Raw genomic sequence first — 21,915 nt, forward strand, 5'->3', positions numbered from 1 at the left:
TTTGGAAATTGGCGGAGGCGTTTCGAACAAATTTACGCAAATAATATTATACAATAGCCATATTAAGATCATTTTTGGGTACGATAACCATGGTTGAATCAAAAAACATGTCATTAATTTAGTTTAAGTCATCCTTAAAAAGAATACTATTGCATGTTAGTTATGCATTTATTCCTATTATCATCACGTTGCTAATAGGTATATACCCAACGTCATTCAAGATGCAGCCAACGAACCTGTAGTTTGAATGAATAAGGGTATAGGAGGTCATATTACATTTGATCCAAACATAAATTGGCATGACGTAATATTAAACAGTGCATTTATAGTGAATGGTCCCGGGCCTTACATTGTTCCACAAAGTATTCCGGGAAAGATTTTTTCGCTTTTTATGGCGCATTCACCAGTTTAGTATTTATGACCACTTCAGGATTAATACTGGCACCTGTAGCCCATCGGATATTGTATCGATTTCATTTAGGTAATGAGTAAGGGTATAAAGGGCTTGTGCTTTTTATGTAAATGTGGCTTAATCATTAAGTTGTATTTCTGTGGTGTATTTCATATATCACTGTGCAACCAATCCGCGTGTAACTCTAATTTTTGATTCCGCTGTCATAATTTTTTCACACCACCTTGCTAATCTTGTGGTGTGGATGACCGGATCCCGCGGAAAACGGTATGTTTTGTGGTCTGACTTCTTTCCGGAAGTGGCCGCAAACACAATAAAAAATAATAAAAAATAGTGTCCTGCTCAGAAAAGAGCGGACATAGCCGCTGTGAATATCATTCATTGCGGTGATAAAAGGAGTTAACTATGTCTAAACAATTACAGCTTGGCCGCGTCAAATGGTTTGATGCAAAAGAAGGTTATGGTTTCATCTCTCCGGTAAACGGCGGTGATGACATCTGGGTTACCCGCAAAGGGATCGCCAATTCCCGTAATAAATTACTGAGCGAAGGACAGGAAGTTGAATTTTCACTGACCCGCGGCAGTTACGGTATTGCAGCCAACGATGTGATCGCACTGTAAGCGCGGTCAGCCCATAACAGAAAAATGTCTGTAACAAAAAACAGGCAATAACAAAAAGCAGTACAACACGCGATTATCTCAGTGATATCGCAACAACAGAGTTAACGGTGAGACCAGGCTTATGTTATTCTGAGCCAACGTTTTTATCTCATTGGGGGACGTATGGATCACCGTTTACTCGAAATCGTAGCCTGCCCGGTTTGCCACGGCAAACTCAGCTACGATAAACAAAATCTTGAACTTATCTGCAAAGGCTGCCGTCTGGCCTATCCCATCCGCGACGATATCCCTGTCTTATTAGAGAATGAAGCCCGCGAAATGCCGGCCTCTGAAGGATAATCTCCATGTTTACAGTTATCATTCCTGCGCGCTATGCATCCACCCGTCTGCCCGGAAAACCGCTGGCAGATATCCACGGGAAACCTATGGTTGTACGTGTGATGGAGCAGGCAAAGCGCTCCGGCGCGGCGCGCGTCATTGTTGCAACTGACACACAGGCTGTGTTTGATGCGGTGACAGCGGAAGGCGGTGAAGTGTGTATGACGCGGGCTGATCATCAGTCCGGGACTGAACGCCTGGCGGAAGTGATTGATCACTATCAGTTTGCTGATGATGAAATTATCGTCAATGTTCAGGGGGATGAACCCCTTATCCCTGAAAGTATTATTGCGCAGGTCGCTGAAAATCTGGCTGCCAGCGAAGCCGGTATGGCAACACTTGCGGTAAAAATCACCTCAGCGGAAGAAGCCTTTAATCCGAATGCGGTTAAAGTGGTGATGGACAAACAGGGTTACGCACTCTATTTTTCCCGCGCGACGATCCCCTGGGATCGCGAACGTTTTATGCAGAGCCGCGACGCCGTGGGGGATAATTTCCTGCGCCATATCGGGATATATGCTTACCGTGCCGGGTTTATCCGCCGCTATATTCAATGGACGCCAAGCCCGCTTGAGAAAATCGAGATGCTCGAGCAACTGCGTGTATTGTGGTACGGCGAAAAAATCCACGTTGCACAAGCACTGGTGGCACCGGGAACGGGTGTGGATACACAGGAAGATCTGGACACTGTCCGGAAATTATTTATGTCCCGCTGAGCCTGAACGAACAGAAAGAAAAAACGCGGAATTTTCCGCGTTTTTTATTGCCTGCTATTCCTCTTTCTCTGAGGTTTTAACTGCCTGCCACAGACGTCCCAGTCCTTCATACCAGACCCGCTCACTGTGAGATAAATAATAGGCGGACGGAATGGTTTTCTCCCAGATATGCAGCGGCGTGGTTACTGCCAGCTGATTCGCCGGTGCCGGGATCGGGTGCAATCCTTTTGCATCAAAAAAGGCTTTGGCGCGCGTCATGTGATTCGCGGACGTGATCAGGAGGAAAGGTGCATCGCCGACCACTTTTTTCACTTCTGCCGCTTCTTCTTCAGTATCTTTCGGCAATGTCAGGGGCAATGTGCGTTCAGGTGAGATCCCCAGTGATTGTGCGACCTGTGCGGCAACTTCGGCGCTGCTGATGCTGTTCATACCCGGTCCACCGGTAAAAATCAGGGTAGCGTGCGGATAAACAAGCCCGAGGCGCACGCCCTCTGCCACACGTGGCAGACTATTACTGGTAAGGTTCGCAGAAGGTGACCACTCCGGATTCCAGGTAAAGCCGCCGCCGAGGACTACTATGTAGCGTATGTCCTGCTGCTGCACAGCCTGCGGTGTGATTATCTCATAGCGCTTGTCATACGGTTTTTCAGCGGGTAACAGCAGCCAGTCAGCAACAGGTTGGAGACTGAGCAGTACCAGCAGCAGCCAACTGACACTTATCAGGGCTTTCCCGGTTTTCTGCCGCGGGGTAAACCACAGCAGCAGCAGACCGGCGAGTATCACCAGCAGCAGAAACGGCAGCGGCATCAGAAAACCGCCAAGGTATTTTTTCAGGGCAAACAGCATCAGTACACCTTAAATATGATTGATTTATCACCGGTTAATGATAGTTGACTACACAAATCGGGTGACATTAAACGAAGCTATGACACAATATCTGCATAGTGCACGGCTGTGCTCTGCAATACAATTGAATATCATCGCTCCGCGCGGGAAACCGGCGGAAACTTACCGATAAAATACTCCCGGACTGAATACAGGTTTTCATGGTTGATCGTAATTTTGACGATATCGCGGAAAAATTTACCCGCAATATATATGGCACAACAAAAGGGCAAATCCGTGAGGCTGTTGTCTGGCAGGATCTGGACGCCTTACTGACACGTCTGCGGCCGGGTCCGCTGCGCATTCTTGATGCCGGCGGTGGTGACGGGTTCTTTTCCCGCCGTCTTGCGGCAATGGGGCATCATGTTGTTTTATGTGATCTGTCTGAAGAGATGATTTTGCGCGCACAGCAGGCTGCAACGGAAGATGGCGTGACAGAAAATATGTCCTTTATTCATTGCGCAGCCCAGGATATCGCACTTCATACTGACGGTGAGTTTGATTTGGTCTTGTTTCATGCTGTTCTGGAGTGGATAACTGATCAAAAAGGTGCAATTGAAGCGCTGACCGCTATAATAACGGGCGGTGGTGTATTGTCGTTAATGTTTTACAATGCGAACGGACTTGTCATGCGAAATGCGATATTAGGCAATTTTCATCTGGCAACGCCGGACATGCCGCGCCGCCGCAAGCGTTCATTATCGCCGCAGAATCCCCTTATGCCTGAACAGGTTTATCAGTGGCTGGATGACTGCCGTTTCACCATTGAGGCGAAAACCGGTGTACGGGTTTTTCATGATTATCTGCAAAGCCGTCAGTTACAAAACCGCGATTTTCCGGCGCTGCTGGCACTGGAGCAACGTTATTGCCGTCAGGAGCCTTACATCAGTTTAGGCCGCTATATTCATGTTATGGCACGGAAACCCGAACAGAAGGATGGACAATGAGTGAGTTTACCCAAACAGTCCCCGAGCTTGTGGCATGGGCGCGAAAAAATGATTTCGCCATCTCGCTGCCGCCGGAACGGCTGGCATTTTTACTGTCTGTTGCTGTGCTTAACAGCGAACGCATAGACGGCGAAATGAGTGAGGGGGAACTGGTCGATGCTTTCCGTGAGGTCTGCAAAGGCTTTGAACAGACAACGGAATCTGTCGCGGTACGTGCCAACAACGCCATTAATGATATGGTGCGCCAGAAATTATTTAACCGCTTTACCAGCGATATATTTGAGGGTAATGCGATTTACCGCCTGACCCCGCTCGGGATCGGTATCAGCGATTATTATATCCGTCAGCGTGAATTTTCCTCACTGCGCCTGTCCATGCAGCTCTCCATTGTTGCAGGCGAACTGAGCCGCGCGGGTGATGCCGCCGAAGAGGGCGGTGATGAATTTCACTGGCACCGTAATGTGTTTGCGCCGCTGAAATATTCGGTTGCGGAAATTTTTGACAGTATTGATATGTCACAGCGCATTATGGATGAGCAGCAAAATGGCGTGAAAGAAGATATTGCCAAGTTGCTGAATCAGGACTGGCAGGCGGCGATTGCCAACTGTGAGCAGTTACTGTCAGAAACCTCACTGACCCTGCGTGAGCTTCAGGATACTCTGGAAGCCGCCGGTGATAAATTACAGGCTAATCTGCTGCGCATTCAGGATGCGAATATGGTAACCGCCACCGGGTCTGAGCTGGTGGATAAACTGATTTTTGATTTGCAGGCCAAACTGGATCGCATTATCAGCTGGGGTCAGCAATCTATCGACCTGTGGATTGGCTATGACCGCCACGTCCATAAATTTATCCGTACCGCTATCGATATGGATAAAAACCGCATTTTCTCACAGCGTCTGCGCCATTCTGTTCAGCACTATTTTGACTCTCCGTGGGCACTCAACGTGGCAAATGCTGATCGCCTGCTGGACATGCGCGATACAGAGCAGGGCCTGCGTGACGACGAAGTGACCGGCGAATTGCCGCCGGATCTGGAATATGAAAAGTACAGTGAGGTCAACGAAGAGCTGGCTGCCATGATGGAAAGCGCATTAGCTGTGTATAAAGCGCAGGGAAAACGATTGGATCTGGGTGCGGTCCTGCGTGATTACCTTATGAGATACCCGCGTCAGCGCCAGTTTGATGTGGCCAGAATTATTGTGGATCAGGCCGTCCGGCTCGGCATTGCCGATGCCGATTTCTCCGGCATCCCGGCAGAATGGTCAGCGATTAATGAATACGGAGCAAAGGTGCAGGCACATGTCATTGACACATATTGAACAATTTATGCCGGCAAAGCTGGCTCAGGCACTTGCCAATACCCTTTTCCCGGAGCTTGACAGCCAACTGCGCGCCGGTCGCCATATCAGTGTGGATGACCTGGATAATCATGCGTTCTTAATGGATTTTCAGGATGAACTGGAAGGCTTCTACGCCCGCTATAATGTGGAATTAGTCCGCGCACCTGAAGGTTTCTTTTACCTGCGCCCGCGTTCGACCACCCTTATCCCGCGATCTGTACTGTCCGAACTGGAAATGCTGGTGGGCAAAGTGCTGTGCTACCTGTATCTCAGCCCGGAACGTCTGGCAAATCAGGGGATTTTCACAACCGCTGAACTGTATGAAGAACTGCTCTCTCTGGCAGATGAAGCTAAGTTACTGAAAGTCATTAATAACCGCTCTACCGGCTCTGATCTCGATAAACAAAAATTACTGGAAAAAACCCGTGGTGCGCTTTATCGCCTGCGCCGGTTAGGAATGGTCACATTTGTGGGGGCGGATAACAGCCAGTTTGTGATTTCAGAATCTGTTTTCCGCTTCGGCGCGGATGTGCGCAGCGGTGATGACCCGCGTGATGCGCAGTTGCGCCTTATCCGTGATGGTGAAGCGCAATCGCTCGCCGAAGATGAAAACGCCCCGCGTGGCGACAGCCCGGATGAAGAACCGGATGATAATAATGAACATGAAAATGATAACGCGACGGATGAAGCGGAGGATGAAGAATGATTGATCGTGGTAAATTCCGCTCACTCACGTTAGTCAACTGGAACGGCTTTTTTGCCCGCACCTTTGATCTGGATGAGCTGGTAACAACCCTCTCCGGAGGCAACGGAGCCGGTAAATCCACCACTATGGCCGCATTTATCACCGCCATGATCCCGGATTTGACGTTGCTGCACTTTCGTAACACCACGGAAGCGGGCGCGACATCCGGCTCCCGCGATAAAGGGCTGCACGGAAAACTGCGTCCCGGCGTCTGCTATGCCATGCTGGATGTGCTGAACTCCCGTCATCAGCGTGTACTGGTGGGAGTGCGTCTGCAACAAATTGCCGGGCGCGATAAAAAAGTTGATATCAAATCATTCATGATCCAGGGGCTGCCGACACAGTATTCACCGACACAAATCGTCAGTGAGCAACTGGGTGAACGCCAGGTGCGGGTTCTGCCGCTCCATGATTTAAAAACCCGCCTTGAAGATATTGAAGGCGTGCATTTTAAACAGTTTAACTCGATCATTGACTACCATTCTGTCCTGTTTGATATGGGCGTTATTCCGAAACGTCTGCGTTCTGCCGGTGATCGCAGTAAGTTTTACCGCCTGATTGAAGCCTCGCTTTACGGCGGGATCTCCAGTGCCATCACCCGTTCCCTGCGCGACTATTTACTGCCTGAAAACAGCGGCGTGCGCAAAGCGTTCCAGGACATGGAAGGCGCACTGCGGGAAAACCGGATCACACTTGAAGCTATCCGCGTAACACAATCTGACCGTGACCTGTTCAAGCACCTGATCACTGAATCAACGGCATATGTTTCTGCGGATTATATGCGTCACGCCAATGAACGGCGCGTACATATTGACCAGGCGCTGGTTGTACGCCGTGATCTGCTCGGCAGTCGTAAGCAACTGATCAGCGAGCAGTTCCGCCAGGTTGAAATGTCCCGCGAACTGGCTGAACAGGCCGCCTCGTCTGCGGATTTGGAAACCGATTTTCAGGCAGCCAGTGACCATCTGACACTGGTGCAGACGGCGATGCGTCAGCAGGAAAAAATCGACCGCTATCAGTCTGATGTGGAAGAACTGACCTTCCGCCTGGAAGAGCAGACGGAAGTGGCGGAAGAAGCCACTGAGCTGCACGGCGAGTATGAAGAGCGTAATCAGGTCGCCGAAGAAGAAGTCGACGGGCTGAAAAGCCAGTTAGCCGATTATCAGCAGGCTCTCGATGTTCAGCAGACCCGCGCTATTCAGTATCAGCAGGCGATGCAGGCACTGGAGCGCGCTAAAACATTATGTCAGTTACCGCAGCTGGATATTGATTCACTCGATGAATGGCTGGAAACATTCCGCGCCCGCGAAGAAGAAGCGACGCAAGCCTTGTTGCTGCTCGAACAAAGAATGAGTGTATCGCAGGCCGCTCACAGTCAGTTCTCGCAGGCGTATGACCTGGTAAAATCCGTGGTTGGTGAAGTCAGCCGCAGTGATGCCTATCAGACCGCACGTGAGTTACTGCGTGATTTACCATCACAGCAGATGATGGCGGATCGCGTACAACCGCTGCGTCAGCAGTTATCCGAATTAGAACAACGTCTGCACAGTCAGCACAACGCACAGAAAGCCCTGGATGATTTCTGCAAACGTATTGGTCAGCAGATTGAGGCTGACGGGCTGGATGAGATGCTGATGACCCTTGAGGCGCAGCAGGAAACCCTCAGTGTCAGCGTCAGCGAAAGCGGTGAGCGGCGCATGGAAATGCGCCAGCAGACTGAACAGCTGAAACAGCAGATCCAGACACTGACCGGTAAAGCGCCGGCCTGGCTGGCAGCGCAGGAAGCACTCACGCAGTTGTGCGAACAGTCACATGAAACATTCAGCAGCGCCAATGATGTGACGGAATACATGCAGCAGTTGCTGGAGCGCGAGCGCGAAGTAACGGTTGAGCGTGATGATGTGGCGCATAAAAAAGCGCAGCGCGAAAAAGATATTGAGCGGCTCAGCCAGCCTAGCGGTGCCGATGACAGCCGGATGTTAGGGCTGGCGGAACGTTTCGGTGGCATGCTGTTATCCGAGATTTATGACGATATCACGATCGATGATGCGCCGTACTTCTCCGCGCTATATGGTCCTGCGCGCCATGCGATTGTGGTGCCTGATCTGAACGCGGTACGCCCGCATCTTGATGCGCTGGAAGATTGCCCGGAAGATATTTATCTGATCGAAGGGGACCCGCAGTCGTTTGATGACAGCGTTTTTACCACAGAAGAACTAGAGCGCGCCGTGCTGGTACGCAGTACTGATCGTCAGTGGCGCTATTCCCGCTTTCCGTCTGTGCCGCTGTTCGGTCGTGCGGCGCGGGAAAACCAGTTGGCAGTCCTGGAAAATGAACGTGATGAACTGGCAGAGCGCCTGGCAACATTGTCCTTTGATGTCCAGAAAATGCAGCGTGCCCACCAGGCATTCAGTCGCTTTGTCGGGAAAAATATTTCCATTGCATTTGAAAATGACCCTGAAGCGGAAATCCGCACTCTGAGCCAGCGCCGTAATGAGCTGGAGCGCGGTTTGTCACAGTTTGAAGACCAGACCGCTGTTGCACGTCAGCAATTTGTACAGGTGAAAGAGAGCCTCGGTATTCTGAACCGGCTTATCCCGAATGTCGCGCTGTTGCTGGATGAAACGTTGGAAGATCGCGTTGAAGAAGTGCGCGATTCGTTATCGGAAGCACAAGAGTCTGCCCGCTATTTGCAACAATTCGGTAATGCCCTGAATAAGCTGGAGCCGATGGTTTCTGTCTTACAGAGCGACCCTGAGCAGCATGAAGCGCTGAAACAGGATTACGGACAGGCGAAACAGACACAGCAGCAGGCGCGTCAGCAGGGATTTGCCCTGGAAGAAGTCGCACAGCGCCGTCAGCACTTTAATTACAGTGAATCAGCCGGCATGCTGACTGAAAATGCCGATCTCAATGATAAATTACGTCAGCGCCTGGAGCATGCAGAATCTGACCGCAGCCGCAGCCGTGAAATGTTGCGCCAGCAGCAGGCTAAATGTGCTGAATTTAATCAGGTACTTGCGTCTCTGCGCAGCTCGTATGAAACCAAATCCGACATGCTGCGCGAACTTGAGTGCGAAATGAAGGATATCGGCGTACAGGCGGATGCCAACGCGGAAGCGCGTGCCCGCGAACGTCGTGATGAGCTTTACAATCAGGTCAGCCATAACCGCGGACGCATCAATCAGCTGGAAAAACAGCTGGGGATAGGCGGGTCGGAAATGGACAATCTGCAAAAACGCCTGCGTAAAGCAGAGCGTGATTATCAGCAGATCCGCGAACAGGTTGTTACTGCGAAAGCAGGTTGGTGCGCGGTGATGCGCATGGTGAAAGAGAGCGGTGTTGAGCGCCGCCTGCACCGCCGTGAACTGGCGTATGAAGATGCGGACACACTGCGTTCAATGTCGGATAAAGCCCTCGGGGCTCTGCGCCAGGCGGTGGCGGATAATGAACACCTGCGTGATGCGCTGCGCCTGTCGGAAGATCCGAAACGACCGGAGCGCAAAGTACAGTTCTTTATTGAAGTCTATCGCCATCTGCGTGAACGTATCCGCCAGGATATCATGAAAACGGATGATCCGATTGATGCCATCGAGCAGATGGAAATCGAGCTGGCGCGCCTGACGGATGAACTGACTGCCCGTGAACAAAAACTGGCGATCAGCTCAAAAAGCGTGGCGAATATTATCCGCAAAACCATTCAGCGCGAGCAGAACCGCATCCGTATGCTGAACCAGGGGCTTCAGGCTGTGGCGTTTGGTCAGGTGAACGGTGTGCGGCTGAATGTGAATATCCGCGAAAGCCACGCCACCTTACTGGACGTGTTATCGGAAGAGCACGAACAGCATCAGGATCTGTTTGCCAGCCAGCGACTGACCTTCTCTGAAGCGATGGCGAAACTGTATCAGCGCCTTAACCCGCAGGTGGATATGGGGCAGAGACTGCCGCAGACCATTGGTGAGGAACTGCTGGATTACCGCAACTATCTGGAGCTGGATGTTGAAGTCAACCGTGGTTCAGACGGCTGGCTGAAAGCGGAAAGTGGCGCGTTATCCACAGGTGAAGCGATTGGTACGGGGATGTCGATTCTGGTGATGGTGGTGCAGAGCTGGGAAGAAGAATCCCGCCGCCTGCGCAGCAAAGACATCGTTCCATGCCGTCTGTTGTTCCTCGATGAAGCCGCGCGCCTGGATGCGAAATCTATCGCCACCCTGTTTGAATTATGTGACCGTCTCCAGATGCAGCTGATTATCGCGGCACCGGAAAATATCAGTCCGGAAAAAGGGACAACATACAAACTGGTGCGCAAAGTTTTCAATAATCAGGAACATGTGCATGTTGTCGGCCTGCGTGGCTTTGGTCAGCCGGATGAAACACCGGCACCAACACCGGCAATGCTGCCAAATGCAGTCTCTGAAGATGATGCCGGAAACGATGATGATGAGAATATGGCAGATGACAGTGAAAACTGATTTGCAATAATCAGCGTTATCCGTTGAGTAAACAAAGCCCGCTGTTTTTTATTTATATAAATAAAAAACAGCGGGCTTTTTGTATCTGCCTGAAATAAACAGTACTGCGATGATTAAGTGACGTAGTTAACATTATAATGTCGCTAAAATTGGTTAAATCAGCCTTTCGTGTGATCAGGATTCATTAATAAGGAAACACAATGCGTAAACTGACTCTTACCCTGAGTGCGCTGGCACTTGCACTGAGCCTTAACGGCGTGGCTGATGCCAAAGTCTATATGCCGGAAAAAACCAGTGAAGGTGTGACCGTTGCACAACTGGCACAGCAACATGCCGTTCACTGGGTATCTGTGGCGCAGATTGAAGATAGCCTGAAAGGTCAGCCACCGATGGCTGTCGGGTTTGATATTGATGATACCGTTCTGTTTTCAAGCCCGGGGTTTTACCGTGGCAAGCAGGATTATTCCCCGAATGATTTCAGTTACCTGAAAAACCCGGAATTCTGGGAAAAAATGAATAATGAATGGGATAAATTCAGTATGCCGAAAAAATCCGGTACTGAATTGGTTCAGATGCACCTGAAACGCGGCGATACCGTGTATTTCATTACCGGACGCAGCAAAACCAAAACAGAAACTGTTACTAAATATGTACAGGAAGGGCTGAATATCCCGGCGGATAAAATGAATCCGGTTATTTTTGCGGGCGACCAGGAAGGGCAGAATAATAAAGTCAGCTGGATGCGTGACCACAAACTGAAAATTTATTACGGCGATGCAGATGCGGATATTGCCGCGGCACATGAGCTGAATATTCGTGGGATCAGGGTACTGCGTGCGTCAAACTCATCTTATCAGCCGTTACCGAAAGCCGGTCAGTTCGGTGAAGAAGTGGTTATTAATTCAGAATATTAATTACGCGATAGCGCTTTATACCCTTATTCATTCAAACCGCAGGTTCGTTGGCGGAACGATACCAGCCGGGTTAATGTATGCTCCCCGGCGGTCGGAGCTTGCCGCCTGCCTGCATCCTGAATGACGTTGGGTATATACTCACCCGCCAACCGGCGGGTTTTTTTATCAGCATTTATCCTTTACGTGCTTGATAAAATAGTATGATTCAGAGATAAATGAAGTAACCCTGTATTACTGAGAACGGATAATGCCCCCCATACTGGAAACTAAACGGTTACTGTTAACGCCACTGTCAATGACGGATGCCGGCGAAATGCAGCGCATTTTCCCGACATGGGAAACGGTAAAATACCTGAATGCTGATGCTATTCCGTGGCCTTACCCGGAAAATGGTGCTGAGGATTTTATTCAGCATGTTGTCATTCCTGATACGCTGGCGGGTAAAGGGTATTTTTGGGCGATAAAGCGCAAAGACGATCCGGAAAAACTAATCGGTGTCATCGATCTGTATACCGATGCACAGTTTAACCGGGGTTTTTGGTTATCGGAGACATGGCGGGGGCGCGGTTTTACTTCTGAGGCAAGTGAAGCTGTGAATGAATTTTGGTTCGGTGTGTTGGGCATGGATAAACTTACGGTATCCAAAGCCTGTGACAATATAGCATCGTCAAAAATATCAGAATCAAACGGAATGACACTGACCGGGTACGGATATGCTGATTATGTTTGCGGAACTCTGAAAAGTGAAATATGGGAAATGACAAAAGAGATCCGGAATTTACGGAAAAAGAGTAACTGACAGAGTTGTGATCTTTGTTTCATCAGTAAAAAAGTGTTAATAAACGGCGAATACTAAGTAAACCAGGCAGTTAATTCATCTTTAAAAGGCGCTTTTGCGCCTTTTTGCTACGATTTTTTCGTTACCCTATTTCCAATTATTCCCTGACGGGTAAAATCATCGGAGAAGTAATTTAAACGATGTTTTTACTATACTGACTACAAGTATTAACAATTGGTCAGAATAACATAATAAAAAAATGAGAGAGGGATGTTATGGTGAAGGGAGTTAAAAAAGCTGTTCCCATTTCCGCCATGATAGGAACACTGTTACTGACGCAGGTTTCGTGGGCAACAACCGCACCGGTAAACCATCAGGCAACCGCCGGCGCACAGAAAGTTGTACCTGAACCGGCAGCGCAGACACAAACACTGCAGACAGAACCGGCGCAGCCGTTGCTGTCTGAGTCTTCGCAGGCAGCACAACCGCTGCTGACATCAGCACCGGAAACCGGTATCACTGCATTAGCACTGAGTGAAGTCTCAGGAAAAATCCGCAGTGAAGTACCTGCGGCGACTAAATTAGTGTATAGCGATGCATTGACGAAATTATATGCAGAGCATCAGTTACAACCACTCTGGACAGATGAAAAAGCGCGTCTGTCTCTGGAAAATCAACTGGCAGAAGCTGCTCTTGCCGGTTTTCAGCCGCAGTTTGCACTTTGGCTGACGGCACTGGCTCAGCCGGATCTGACTCCGCTGGCGCGTGATATTATCTTAACGGATGCTGCACTCGGTTATCTTTATTATCTTGATAACGTGAAAGTAAAAGGGGATAAGTGGCTTTATGGCGCAAAGCCCTTTACCTTTTCTGAGGTCAGTGCTCCGGCACTTGCCCGGCTGAATACTGCCATGCATAACGGAACACTCGCCACCTTTACCGACGGATTGCTGCCGGTGAACTCAATGTACCCGGCAATGCGCAAAGCCATGCTGGCAGAGCTGGCTGATACGGCAGTATGGCCGGAAATGGTTATCGCGCGGACACTGCGTCCGGGTGAAAGTCATGAATCTGTTATTGCGCTGCGGGAAATTTTGCACCGCTTTAAACTGATTTCTGCCAATGACATGATGAGTGCAAGCCCGGTGTATGATAAAACGCTGGTGGCTGCAGTTAAGCAGTTCCAGTCGCAGCACGGGCTGGAAGCGGATGGCGTTATCGGTAAGCAAACACGTGAATGGCTGAATAAGACCCCGCAGATGCGGGCGGCTATTATGGCCGCGAATATTCAGCGCCTGCATATTGTGCCTGATAATGTTCCGACAGCAATCCTTGTTAATATCCCGGATTTTTCGCTCTATTTTTATGTGGATAAAAATCTGATCCTCGAGTCGAGAACCATTGTCGGACGTGAGGCGCGTAAAACACCTATTATGAGCAGTGCGCTTAATAATGTGGTGATTAACCCGCCGTGGACGGTTCCGCCGACCATGATCCGCCAGGATATTGTGCCGCGCGGACGCGCTGACCCAAGCTATTTCAGCAGCCGGGGATATACTATCTATAACGGATGGAGCAATAACTCATCTGTTGTTGACCCCTACAGTATTAACTGGAGTGTCATTACGCCGTCAAACTTCCCGTACCGGATAACACAGGCGCCCGGACCGACAAACTCATTAGGACGGTATAAGTTTAATATGCCGAACTCAGAGGCAATTTATCTGCATGACACACCAAACCACTCACTGTTTAATAAAAACATGCGTGCTATCAGTTCCGGCTGTGTCAGGGTCAATAAAGCGAAGGACTTAGCGGCGATCCTGCTGGGCGATGCGGGGTGGGATACATCGCGTGTTGATGGCGCATTAAAAGCGGGCAGCACCCGTTATGTATCTATCCCTGACCGTATACCGGTTTTCCTCTATTATCAGACTGCATGGGTGAATACGGATAATGTCCCGCAATATCGTGCGGATATTTACCGTTACGATGACGCCAGCCTGAACGGGCTTGATAAATTAGCGGATATCTCACCATTCCTCATTAAACAATAATCAGAACAGGCCGTTTATTTATTATGAATAAGCGGCTTTTTCTTTATTATTATCAAAATAGTACTTTTTTGCGAATATTAATTAAACAAGAACGGATGTATGCGCCGGAATAATTGACCAGCCAAAGCTATATTTGTTAATTTTATTAATTAACGATGAATAATTAAATTGGTCTTTGTTTCCTTATCCTGCAAAGGTGCGCAGGATAAGCCTTGCCACTGATAAGCTCCCGGGGAGTATCTAAGTGTTGCCAATATTTGCTTTCCGAGTAAAAAATTGTCTTTTTATTTGACTCTGAGTCAATGAATAGGTAAAAAATAGGTGGTCAGTTTTGTTTATAGCTGTTTTTACACTTTACGCGTTAATTCTGTAATTAATTGACGTAAATTTACAGAAATAGACAAAGCGGATCCGCTGCGGTCTGAATAGTGAATATTATTACTGTTGGCCATGTTAATGATCAAATTAGTCAAAGAGTGATTACCATCAATGGATACAATTAATAACGACCGCCGTAAATGGCTGGGATTTGGTGCGGCGGCGCTGGGGCTGGCTTTATTGCCGGGGCATGCATTTGCTTCCTTAACGACACCGCGACCTAAAATTTTGCGTCTTGAGAACCTCAATACCGGCGAAACATTAAAAGCCGAGTTCTTTGACGGAAAACGTTATAACCGCTCTGAACTGGCCCGGCTGAATAAACTGTTCCGTGATCACCGCAGCAACAAAGTTAAAATGATTGATCCGCACCTGTTTGACCAGATGTACTTGTTACAGGTGATGATGAATACGGATAAACCTATTCAGTTAATTTCAGGTTACCGCTCTCTGGTGACCAATAATGAATTGCGCAGAACCACATCCGGCGTGGCGAAGAAAAGCTACCACACACGAGGGCAGGCGATGGATTTCCGTATCCCGGGAATTCAGTTAAGTCAGGTGCGCAAAGCCGCACTGAAAATGCGCGCCGGCGGTGTCGGTTATTACCCCAGCAGTAATTTCGTCCACATGGATACAGGACCGGTAAGAACGTGGTAATCTGATGTAATTGTCAGATTTAACCGGAGTTTTGTGTCATGCAATATCAAATTATTCCTGTCACCGGCTTTATGCAAAATTGTACCCTGATTTGGTGCGATAAAACGAAAGCCGCTGCTATTGTTGATCCCGGCGGTGAAGCGCCGCGTCTTATCCGTGAAATTGAACAGCGCGGACTGAAATTAGAAAAAATCCTTCTTACTCATGGTCATTTTGATCACGTTGGCGCAACCGCTGATGTGGCAGAGCATTTTCATGTGCCGGTGATCGGTCCTCAGAAAGACGATGAATTCTGGATTGAAGGGCTTGTATCACAAAGCCAGATGTTTGGAGTCGAGCCATGCCGTGCATTTACGCCGGATCAATGGTTGGAAGAAGGGGATAAAGTCACTGTCGGTAATATTGAGCTTGATGTTCTGCACTGTCCCGGACATACCCCCGGACACGTAGTTTTCGTGAATAAGCAGGACAAACTGATTTCGATGGGTGATGTTTTATTTAAAGGCGGTGTCGGGCGCAGTGATTTCCCGAAAGGTAATCATCAGGATCTCATCCGTTCAATTAAAGAAAAAATCTTACCGCTGGGTGATGATTATCGCTTTATACCCGGTCACGGGCCGATGTCCACACTCGGTGATGAGCGCCGTACTAATCCGTTTTTACAAGATGAACAACCGGTCTGGTGATTGTTCAACTGAAATAGTCCAACCAGAAATAGCTGAAAATAAAAAGCCTGACAGTGATTGTCAGGCTTTTTTTATTTCAAAAACAAATAATCAGGTTACAGTACCGCGACAATCGCTTCACACAGCGGAACCATATTCTCCAGAGTCAGACCGGCGACATTAATACGCCCTGAACTGACCGCATAGATAGCATACTCTGCGCGTAGGCGTTCAACTTGCTCTTTTGTCAGCCCGCTGAAAGAGAACATGCCGTTTTGACGGATGATAAAGCTGAAATCCTGTTTTGCGCCTTTTTCCTGGAGGGTGTTCACAAAAAGCTGACGCATGCGTTTGATGCGCTCACGCATCGTGGTCAGTTCCTGGATCCACTCTTCTTTCAGTTCCGGATCAGACAGAATAGTGGTGACAACCGCACCGCCGTGAGACGGCGGGTTAGAGTAGTTGGTGCGGATAATCACTTTCACCTGACTGAAGGCGGTATCAGCAATATCACCGCTTGTTGCCACCAGTGTGCAGGCACCGACACGTTCATTATACATGCCGAAGTTTTTAGAATAAGAACTGGCAACCAGCATTTCCGGATGTGATTTGGCAAAAATGCGCAGCCCCTGTGCATCTTCATCCAGACCGGCAGCAAAGCCCTGATACGCAAAATCAAAGACCGGTAATAAGCCTTTTTCTTTTACGATGACAGATAATTGTGCCCACTGCTCTGCGGTCGGGTCAATACCGGTTGGGTTATGGCAGCAACCGTGCAGTAAAATAACATCACCGGGCAGGGCGGCCTCAAGGCTTGCCTGCATGCCGTCGAAATTGAGGGAATGATTTTCGGCATCATAGTAATTGTAAGTGCAGATCTCCAGCCCGGCGTTTGCAAAAATACCGTTGTGGTTAGGCCAGGTCGGGTTGCTTATCCAGACACGTTTGGCACTGGTTTGCTTTGCAATAAAATCAGCGGCAATACGTAATGCTCCGGTACCACCGGGCGCCTGTGCAGTGCGGGCGCGCTTACTGGTCACGATTTCGCTGTCAGCACCGAACAGTAATGCCTGAGTTACCGTGCCGAACGCCGGGATACCTGTGATGGGCAGATAATTTTTGGTGGTTTCATTTTCCAGCAAATACTTTTCTGCTTTTTTTACACAGTTCAGTACCGGTGTTTTGCCGGTTTCATCTTTATAAACACCAATACCCAGATTGATTTTATTTTCACGGGGGTCCTGGCGGAAGGTATCAGCCAGACCTAAGATCGGGTCGGCAGGCGCGGCAGTAATATTCTCAAACATAGTTGTTGATCCCAATAGTGTCTGATAAGTGCGGATAAGCGGAATTACACAAGGATCTCAGGTTAACCCGCTGTAAATCATTTGCCAACTGTTTACAGAGAAAAGACGGAAATCTTGTGAAGTGGGTGACGTCCTGTTGAGGTTAGCATGAAAATGCATCACAAAACGTGTTATATACCCAACGTCATTCAAGTAGCCACCAACGAACCTGTAGTCTGAATGAATAAGGGTATACAGATAACAAAAAAACCCACGGCATGCCGTGGGTTTTTTATTCAGATTTAGCGTAAAGGCTAAATTAGAACTGGTAAGTCAGACCTAAACCAACAACGTTGTCGGAGTTAACACCGGCTTTGTTGTCGCTGTCCAGCAGGTTGATTTTATAATCAACAACTGCAGACATGTTTTTGTTGAAGTAGTAGTAAGCACCTAAATCAACATATTTAACCAGGTCAGAATTATAGGTATTGTTGCCCAGGTCATAACCTTTAGATTGGTTATAGCCAATGGACGGACGCAGACCGAAGTCAAACTGGTACTGTGCTACTAATTCGATGTTTTTGGTTTTGTTAGCGATGCTTGTATGATCGTTAATACCATTTTTGAAATCGAATTTAGTCATGTTACGGGTTTCACCGTACATAGCTGCCAGGTATACGTTGTTAGCGTCGTATTTAGCACCGAAATCCCATGCTTCAGCACGTTTACCACGTGCATCAGATTTATCCTGCTGCCATGTAGTACGTGCTGAGTTTGAGTATGCACCGCCTAAGCTTACGCCCCAGCCGAGGTCATAAGTAGTGGAGAAACCGTAACCGTCGCCGTTTGATTTAGCACCATCGTGTTTAGCGATTGAGTTTTCATCGTTAGCTGCCTGGTATTGCAGAGCAAAGTTCAGGCCGTCAACGTAACCGAACATGTCGCTGTTACGGTAAGTTAACACGCTGCCGGTACGGCTGGTCATGTACACGTCTTTCTGTGCCATGGTGTCGCCACCGAACAGAGGCATAACATCGGTCCATGCGTTGACGTCATAGATTACGCCGTAGTTACGGCCGTAGTCGATTGAACCAAACTCAGCAAATTTGAAACCAGCGTAAGCTAAACGAACTTCGTTTTTGTTGTCGCCTTCGATGCTGTTGGTTTTGATTTCGTTTTCAAAACGACCGAAACCAGTCAGTTGGTCAGTGATCTGAGTTTCACCTTTGATACCAAAACGAACGCGTGAGCTGTCGCCATCTTCGCCGCTTTTAGCATCTGCGAACATGTGACGAACGTCAACTTTACCGTACAGGTCTACTTTGTTGCCGTCTTTGTTATAGATTTCAGCAGCGTTTGCTGCACCAGCTACTAACAGAGCCGGGATAACTACTGCAAGAATATTGCGTTTCATTATTATTACCCTCATTGGTGTTATTCGGACACCTGCCACTGCCATAAATAGTTCGAAAAAAAATTGGAACTAATTGTGAGAGTTTAGTGTCGTCTGTGTCGGCGACCAGTGTTCCATTGGTAAAATATTTTATCTACCCTGAAAGTGCTACAAAAACGAAGAATCTGTAACAAATGGAAATAGTATGTGTCAAAATGTAAATTATAGGGAGCTTTTTGAGCAGTTAATTTGTCGTGCATAAAAAAAGCCGGCTTAAAGGCCGGCTTTTTACGTTCAATATTTTTGATGAACAATCAGAATGTCGCGCTGCGGGGGGTACGTGGGAACGGGATGGTCTCCCGAATATTTGAGACGCCCGTCACATATGAAACCAGACGTTCAAAACCCAGCCCGAAACCGGCGTGTGGCACAGTACCGTAGCGACGCAGATCACGGTACCACCAATAATCTTCTTTATTCATACCGAGTTCGTCAAAGCGGGCATCAAGTCTGTCCAGACGCTCTTCACGCTGGGAACCACCGATGATTTCACCGATACCCGGTGCCAGTACATCCATTGCCGCCACAGTTTTGCCGTCTTCGTTTTCGCGCATATAGAATGCTTTGATGGCTTTCGGGTAGTTTTTCACGACCACAGGGGCTTTGAAATGCTCTTCTGCCAGGTAGCGCTCGTGCTCAGAGGACATATCCACGCCCCAGAACACCTCGTTTTCAAAGGTCTTGCCGCAATTTTCCAGGATTTTAATCGCATCGGTATAATCAACCTGCGCAAAATCTGAGGTGACAAAACGTTCCAGACGCTCGATTGCTTCTTTATTAATGCGCTCAGCAAAGAATTCGAGATCGTCACGACGCTCTTCAAGTACCGCTTTGAAAACATATTTCAGCATGGCTTCAGCCAGACCTGCGACATCATCCAAATTAGCAAATGCCACTTCCGGCTCTACCATCCAGAATTCCGCAAGGTGGCGGCTGGTATTGGAGTTTTCTGCACGGAATGTCGGGCCGAAGGTGTAAATTTTGCTCAGTGCAGACGCGTAAGCTTCACCGTTTAACTGACCGGATACCGTCAGGAACGCTTCCTGTCCGAAGAAATCTTCGCTGAAATCCACTTCGCCTTTGTCATTACGCGGCAGATTGTGGAAATCCAGGGTGGAGACGCGGAACATCTCACCGGCACCTTCTGTATCAGAGGTGGTGATAAGCGGGGTGGATACCCAGAAGAAACCCTGCTCATCAAAGAAGCGGTGTAATGCCTGGGATAAAGTATGACGGACACGGGTAACTGCGCCGATCAGGTTGGTACGCGGGCGCAGGTGAGCCACTTCACGCAGGTATTCAACAGAGTGGCGTTTTGCCGCCATCGGATAGGTATCCGGGTCGTCCACCAGCCCGACAACGCGGACATTCGTGGCATGAATTTCAAAACTCTGACCCTGACCCGGTGATGCAACCACTTTACCGGTGACTTCAACAGAACAGCCTGCGGTTAAATGAAGCACGTCATCATTATAATTAGGTAAATTACTTTCGATGACAGCCTGTACCGGATTAAAGCAGGAACCGTCGTAGACGGCGAGGAATGAGATCCCGGCTTTTGAATCTCTCCTTGTACGAACCCAACCCTGTACTGTGACTTCGCTGTCAACAGGTACACGGCCTTGCAGTACGTCGACCACAGGCGCTATGCTCATAGTTGAAACTCTCTCTTCTTATATATAGGTCTGTTATACGCGTTACCCGCCATTGCGTGATGCCGGGTAACAGATAATCATCAGTTTGCCGCGAAAAGGGCAATCTCACTATGTTACTTGCTCACTGTCAGGAAACAAGCAGAAATTCGGGGTTAACTGCCCGAAAAACAGAAAAAACAGGCGGCTTTTTCTGTCTTCAGGCGTCGATGGTAAAAACGGGGGGATCAGCAGGCGCGCTGAACGTGCGGAATATCAAAAGCGCGGCGCAGGCGGTCGACGAATTCATCATCTTCACAGATAGTTTTGCCGGGGCTGTCTGACAGCTTGGCAACCGGTTTTCCGTTACATTCCACCAGTTTGATAACAATATTCAGCGGCTCAACATCCGGAATATTACAGGTCAGGCGCGTGCCGATACCAAAGACCAGATTTACCCTGTCATGGAAATGAGCATAGAGCGCGAGCGCTTTACGCAAATCCAGGCTGTCGGAAAATACCAGGGTTTTGCTCATCGGGTCAATATTGAGCTTTTCATAATGAGCGATGGCTTTTTCACCCCATTCAACCGGGTCCCCGGAATCATGGCGCAATCCCTGATAGGCCTGTGCAAACGGTGCATCAAAATCACGCAGGAATGCATCCATAGTGATGCAGTCAGTTAATGCGACGCCGAGCTGTGAGGGATATTCATCAAGCCAGGTCTGAAGAGCGGCGCGCTGGCTGTTTGCCAGATCCGGGCTTATCTGCTGATGCGCCTGGAACCATTCATGGGCTTGTGTGCCGACCGGCTCCAGATCCAGTTTTTGTGCCAGCAGGTAGTTACTGGTGCCGACCAGGTACGGAAAATTCTGTTTCAGTTCACTGACAATCGCCATCTGAACATCATAAGAGAAGCGGCGACGTGTGCCGAAATCCATCAGTTTAAACTGACTGAGATCCAGATTTTCCTGCTCAGCGTCCCGGTAAAACCGGGTAACCAGTTTACGCAGGCGGATAACGGCATCTTCAGTTGTGACCTGCGGAGATTGGTGACGATGAACCAGCTCGCTTATCAGCGCGAGAAGCGGAACTTCCCACAAGATAACGTCAACCCATGGCCCGCTGATGCGGATAGCCAGTTGTCCGTTGCTGTCGCTGCGGATAGTGACCTGCGAAGGATTAAAACGGAACTGTCGGAACCAGGCGAGATAATCTGCTGTAAAAAATGGCAGCCCGCACAGGTAGTGATATTCGTCATCACTGACTGATAACTCAGCCATCATTGATACCTGGGCGCGCAGCTGGTCTGCGTACTGACCCAGGCGTTTACTGCTCCGGCAGCGGAACTCCGCAACAACAGGGATTGTGCGGTAATGATGGAACACCGCCTGCTGCATGTGCAATTTATATGCATCTGTATCCAGCAGGGATGTGATAATCGGGGTTGCTTCTGAATTCATGGCGCTTTCAGCATCCTCACGGAGCAATCAACCTAAACAGGTCATAGCTTACTATTATCCGGGTATAGTAACACGTTCTTTTCCCGGTGCGTGATGATCAGCGCTGTTATC

Annotated in this window: 17 protein-coding genes; 12 read left to right on the forward strand and 5 right to left on the reverse strand. The window is 48.8% G+C overall.

Features of this window, described 5'->3' with window-relative positions; all coding sequences use genetic code 11:
• The first annotated feature begins 817 nt into the window (after positions 1–817).
• The 3 genes from ACMHKJ_RS10435 to kdsB all read left to right on the forward strand — a co-directional run bounded on the left by ACMHKJ_RS10435 (position 818) and on the right by kdsB (position 2,127).
• Positions 818–1,033, forward strand: a complete 216-nt coding sequence (locus tag ACMHKJ_RS10435; RefSeq protein ID WP_067364129.1) for a cold-shock protein — start codon at positions 818–820, stop codon at positions 1,031–1,033.
• A 162-nt stretch (positions 1,034–1,195) separates the two neighbouring features.
• The gene (locus ACMHKJ_RS10440) at positions 1,196–1,372 is read left to right on the forward strand and encodes a Trm112 family protein (protein WP_082970632.1); all 177 of its coding nucleotides are present in this window, start codon (positions 1,196–1,198) and stop codon (positions 1,370–1,372) included.
• Between the two features lie 5 nt (positions 1,373–1,377).
• Positions 1,378–2,127: a 3-deoxy-manno-octulosonate cytidylyltransferase gene (kdsB, locus tag ACMHKJ_RS10445; RefSeq protein WP_413493719.1), complete on the forward strand. Its 750-nt coding sequence runs from the start codon at positions 1,378–1,380 to the stop codon at positions 2,125–2,127.
• A gap of 54 nt (positions 2,128–2,181) precedes the next feature.
• On the opposite strand, the gene elyC is transcribed toward kdsB, so the two are convergent.
• Positions 2,182–2,973: an envelope biogenesis factor ElyC gene (elyC, locus tag ACMHKJ_RS10450; RefSeq protein ID WP_413493721.1), complete on the reverse strand. Its 792-nt coding sequence runs from the start codon at positions 2,971–2,973 to the stop codon at positions 2,182–2,184.
• Between the two features lie 200 nt (positions 2,974–3,173).
• On the opposite strand from elyC, the gene cmoM reads away from it, so the two are divergent.
• The 9 genes from cmoM (at position 3,174) to ACMHKJ_RS10495 (ending at position 15,992) form a co-directional block, all read left to right on the forward strand.
• Positions 3,174–3,959: a tRNA uridine 5-oxyacetic acid(34) methyltransferase CmoM gene (gene cmoM, locus ACMHKJ_RS10455; protein WP_413493723.1), complete on the forward strand. Its 786-nt coding sequence runs from the start codon at positions 3,174–3,176 to the stop codon at positions 3,957–3,959.
• A complete protein-coding gene (mukF, locus tag ACMHKJ_RS10460; protein ID WP_413493725.1) occupies positions 3,956–5,281 on the forward strand; it encodes a chromosome partition protein MukF in 1,326 nt (441 codons plus the stop codon). The genes cmoM and mukF overlap by 4 nt, the downstream gene beginning before the upstream one ends.
• The gene (gene mukE / locus ACMHKJ_RS10465) at positions 5,262–6,008 is read left to right on the forward strand and encodes a chromosome partition protein MukE (protein WP_413493726.1); all 747 of its coding nucleotides are present in this window, start codon (positions 5,262–5,264) and stop codon (positions 6,006–6,008) included. The genes mukF and mukE overlap by 20 nt, the downstream gene beginning before the upstream one ends.
• Positions 6,005–10,519: a chromosome partition protein MukB gene (gene mukB, locus ACMHKJ_RS10470; protein ID WP_413493728.1), complete on the forward strand. Its 4,515-nt coding sequence runs from the start codon at positions 6,005–6,007 to the stop codon at positions 10,517–10,519. The genes mukE and mukB overlap by 4 nt, the downstream gene beginning before the upstream one ends.
• Before the next feature lie 200 nt (positions 10,520–10,719).
• Positions 10,720–11,433 (forward strand): acid phosphatase AphA, encoded by a 714-nt coding sequence (gene aphA, locus ACMHKJ_RS10475; RefSeq protein WP_413493730.1) that lies wholly within the window; start codon positions 10,720–10,722, stop codon positions 11,431–11,433.
• Between the two features lie 247 nt (positions 11,434–11,680).
• Positions 11,681–12,232, forward strand: coding sequence for a GNAT family N-acetyltransferase (locus ACMHKJ_RS10480; RefSeq protein WP_413493732.1), 552 nt, complete (start codon positions 11,681–11,683; stop codon positions 12,230–12,232).
• Positions 12,233–12,486: 254 nt separating this feature from the next.
• Positions 12,487–14,268 carry a L,D-transpeptidase gene (gene ldtD / locus ACMHKJ_RS10485; protein ID WP_413493733.1) on the forward strand — a complete coding sequence of 594 codons (1,782 nt, stop codon included), beginning with the start codon at positions 12,487–12,489 and terminating at the stop codon, positions 14,266–14,268.
• A gap of 489 nt (positions 14,269–14,757) precedes the next feature.
• Positions 14,758–15,306 carry a YcbK family protein gene (locus ACMHKJ_RS10490; protein ID WP_067364098.1) on the forward strand — a complete coding sequence of 183 codons (549 nt, stop codon included), beginning with the start codon at positions 14,758–14,760 and terminating at the stop codon, positions 15,304–15,306.
• A gap of 38 nt (positions 15,307–15,344) precedes the next feature.
• Positions 15,345–15,992: an MBL fold metallo-hydrolase gene (locus tag ACMHKJ_RS10495; protein ID WP_413493735.1), complete on the forward strand. Its 648-nt coding sequence runs from the start codon at positions 15,345–15,347 to the stop codon at positions 15,990–15,992.
• Positions 15,993–16,087: 95 nt separating this feature from the next.
• Here ACMHKJ_RS10495 and ACMHKJ_RS10500 read toward each other — a convergent pair whose 3' ends face one another.
• The 4 genes from ACMHKJ_RS10500 to pncB form a co-directional block, all read right to left on the reverse strand.
• On the reverse strand, positions 16,088–17,278 hold the full coding sequence (locus ACMHKJ_RS10500) for an amino acid aminotransferase (RefSeq protein ID WP_413493737.1): 1,191 nt from the start codon (positions 17,276–17,278) through the stop codon (positions 16,088–16,090).
• A gap of 298 nt (positions 17,279–17,576) precedes the next feature.
• Complete coding sequence (locus tag ACMHKJ_RS10505; RefSeq protein ID WP_413493739.1) at positions 17,577–18,671, reverse strand: porin; 1,095 nt, start codon at positions 18,669–18,671, stop codon at positions 17,577–17,579.
• A 293-nt stretch (positions 18,672–18,964) separates the two neighbouring features.
• Entirely contained in the window at positions 18,965–20,365 is a 1,401-nt protein-coding gene (asnS, locus tag ACMHKJ_RS10510) for an asparagine--tRNA ligase (RefSeq protein ID WP_413493741.1), read from the reverse strand.
• Positions 20,366–20,589: 224 nt separating this feature from the next.
• The gene (gene pncB, locus ACMHKJ_RS10515) at positions 20,590–21,804 is read right to left on the reverse strand and encodes a nicotinate phosphoribosyltransferase (protein WP_413493743.1); all 1,215 of its coding nucleotides are present in this window, start codon (positions 21,802–21,804) and stop codon (positions 20,590–20,592) included.
• Positions 21,805–21,915 lie beyond the last annotated feature (111 nt).

It is taken from the genome of Morganella psychrotolerans (assembly GCF_965118875.1).
GTDB classification, from domain to species: domain Bacteria; phylum Pseudomonadota; class Gammaproteobacteria; order Enterobacterales; family Enterobacteriaceae; genus Morganella; species Morganella psychrotolerans_C.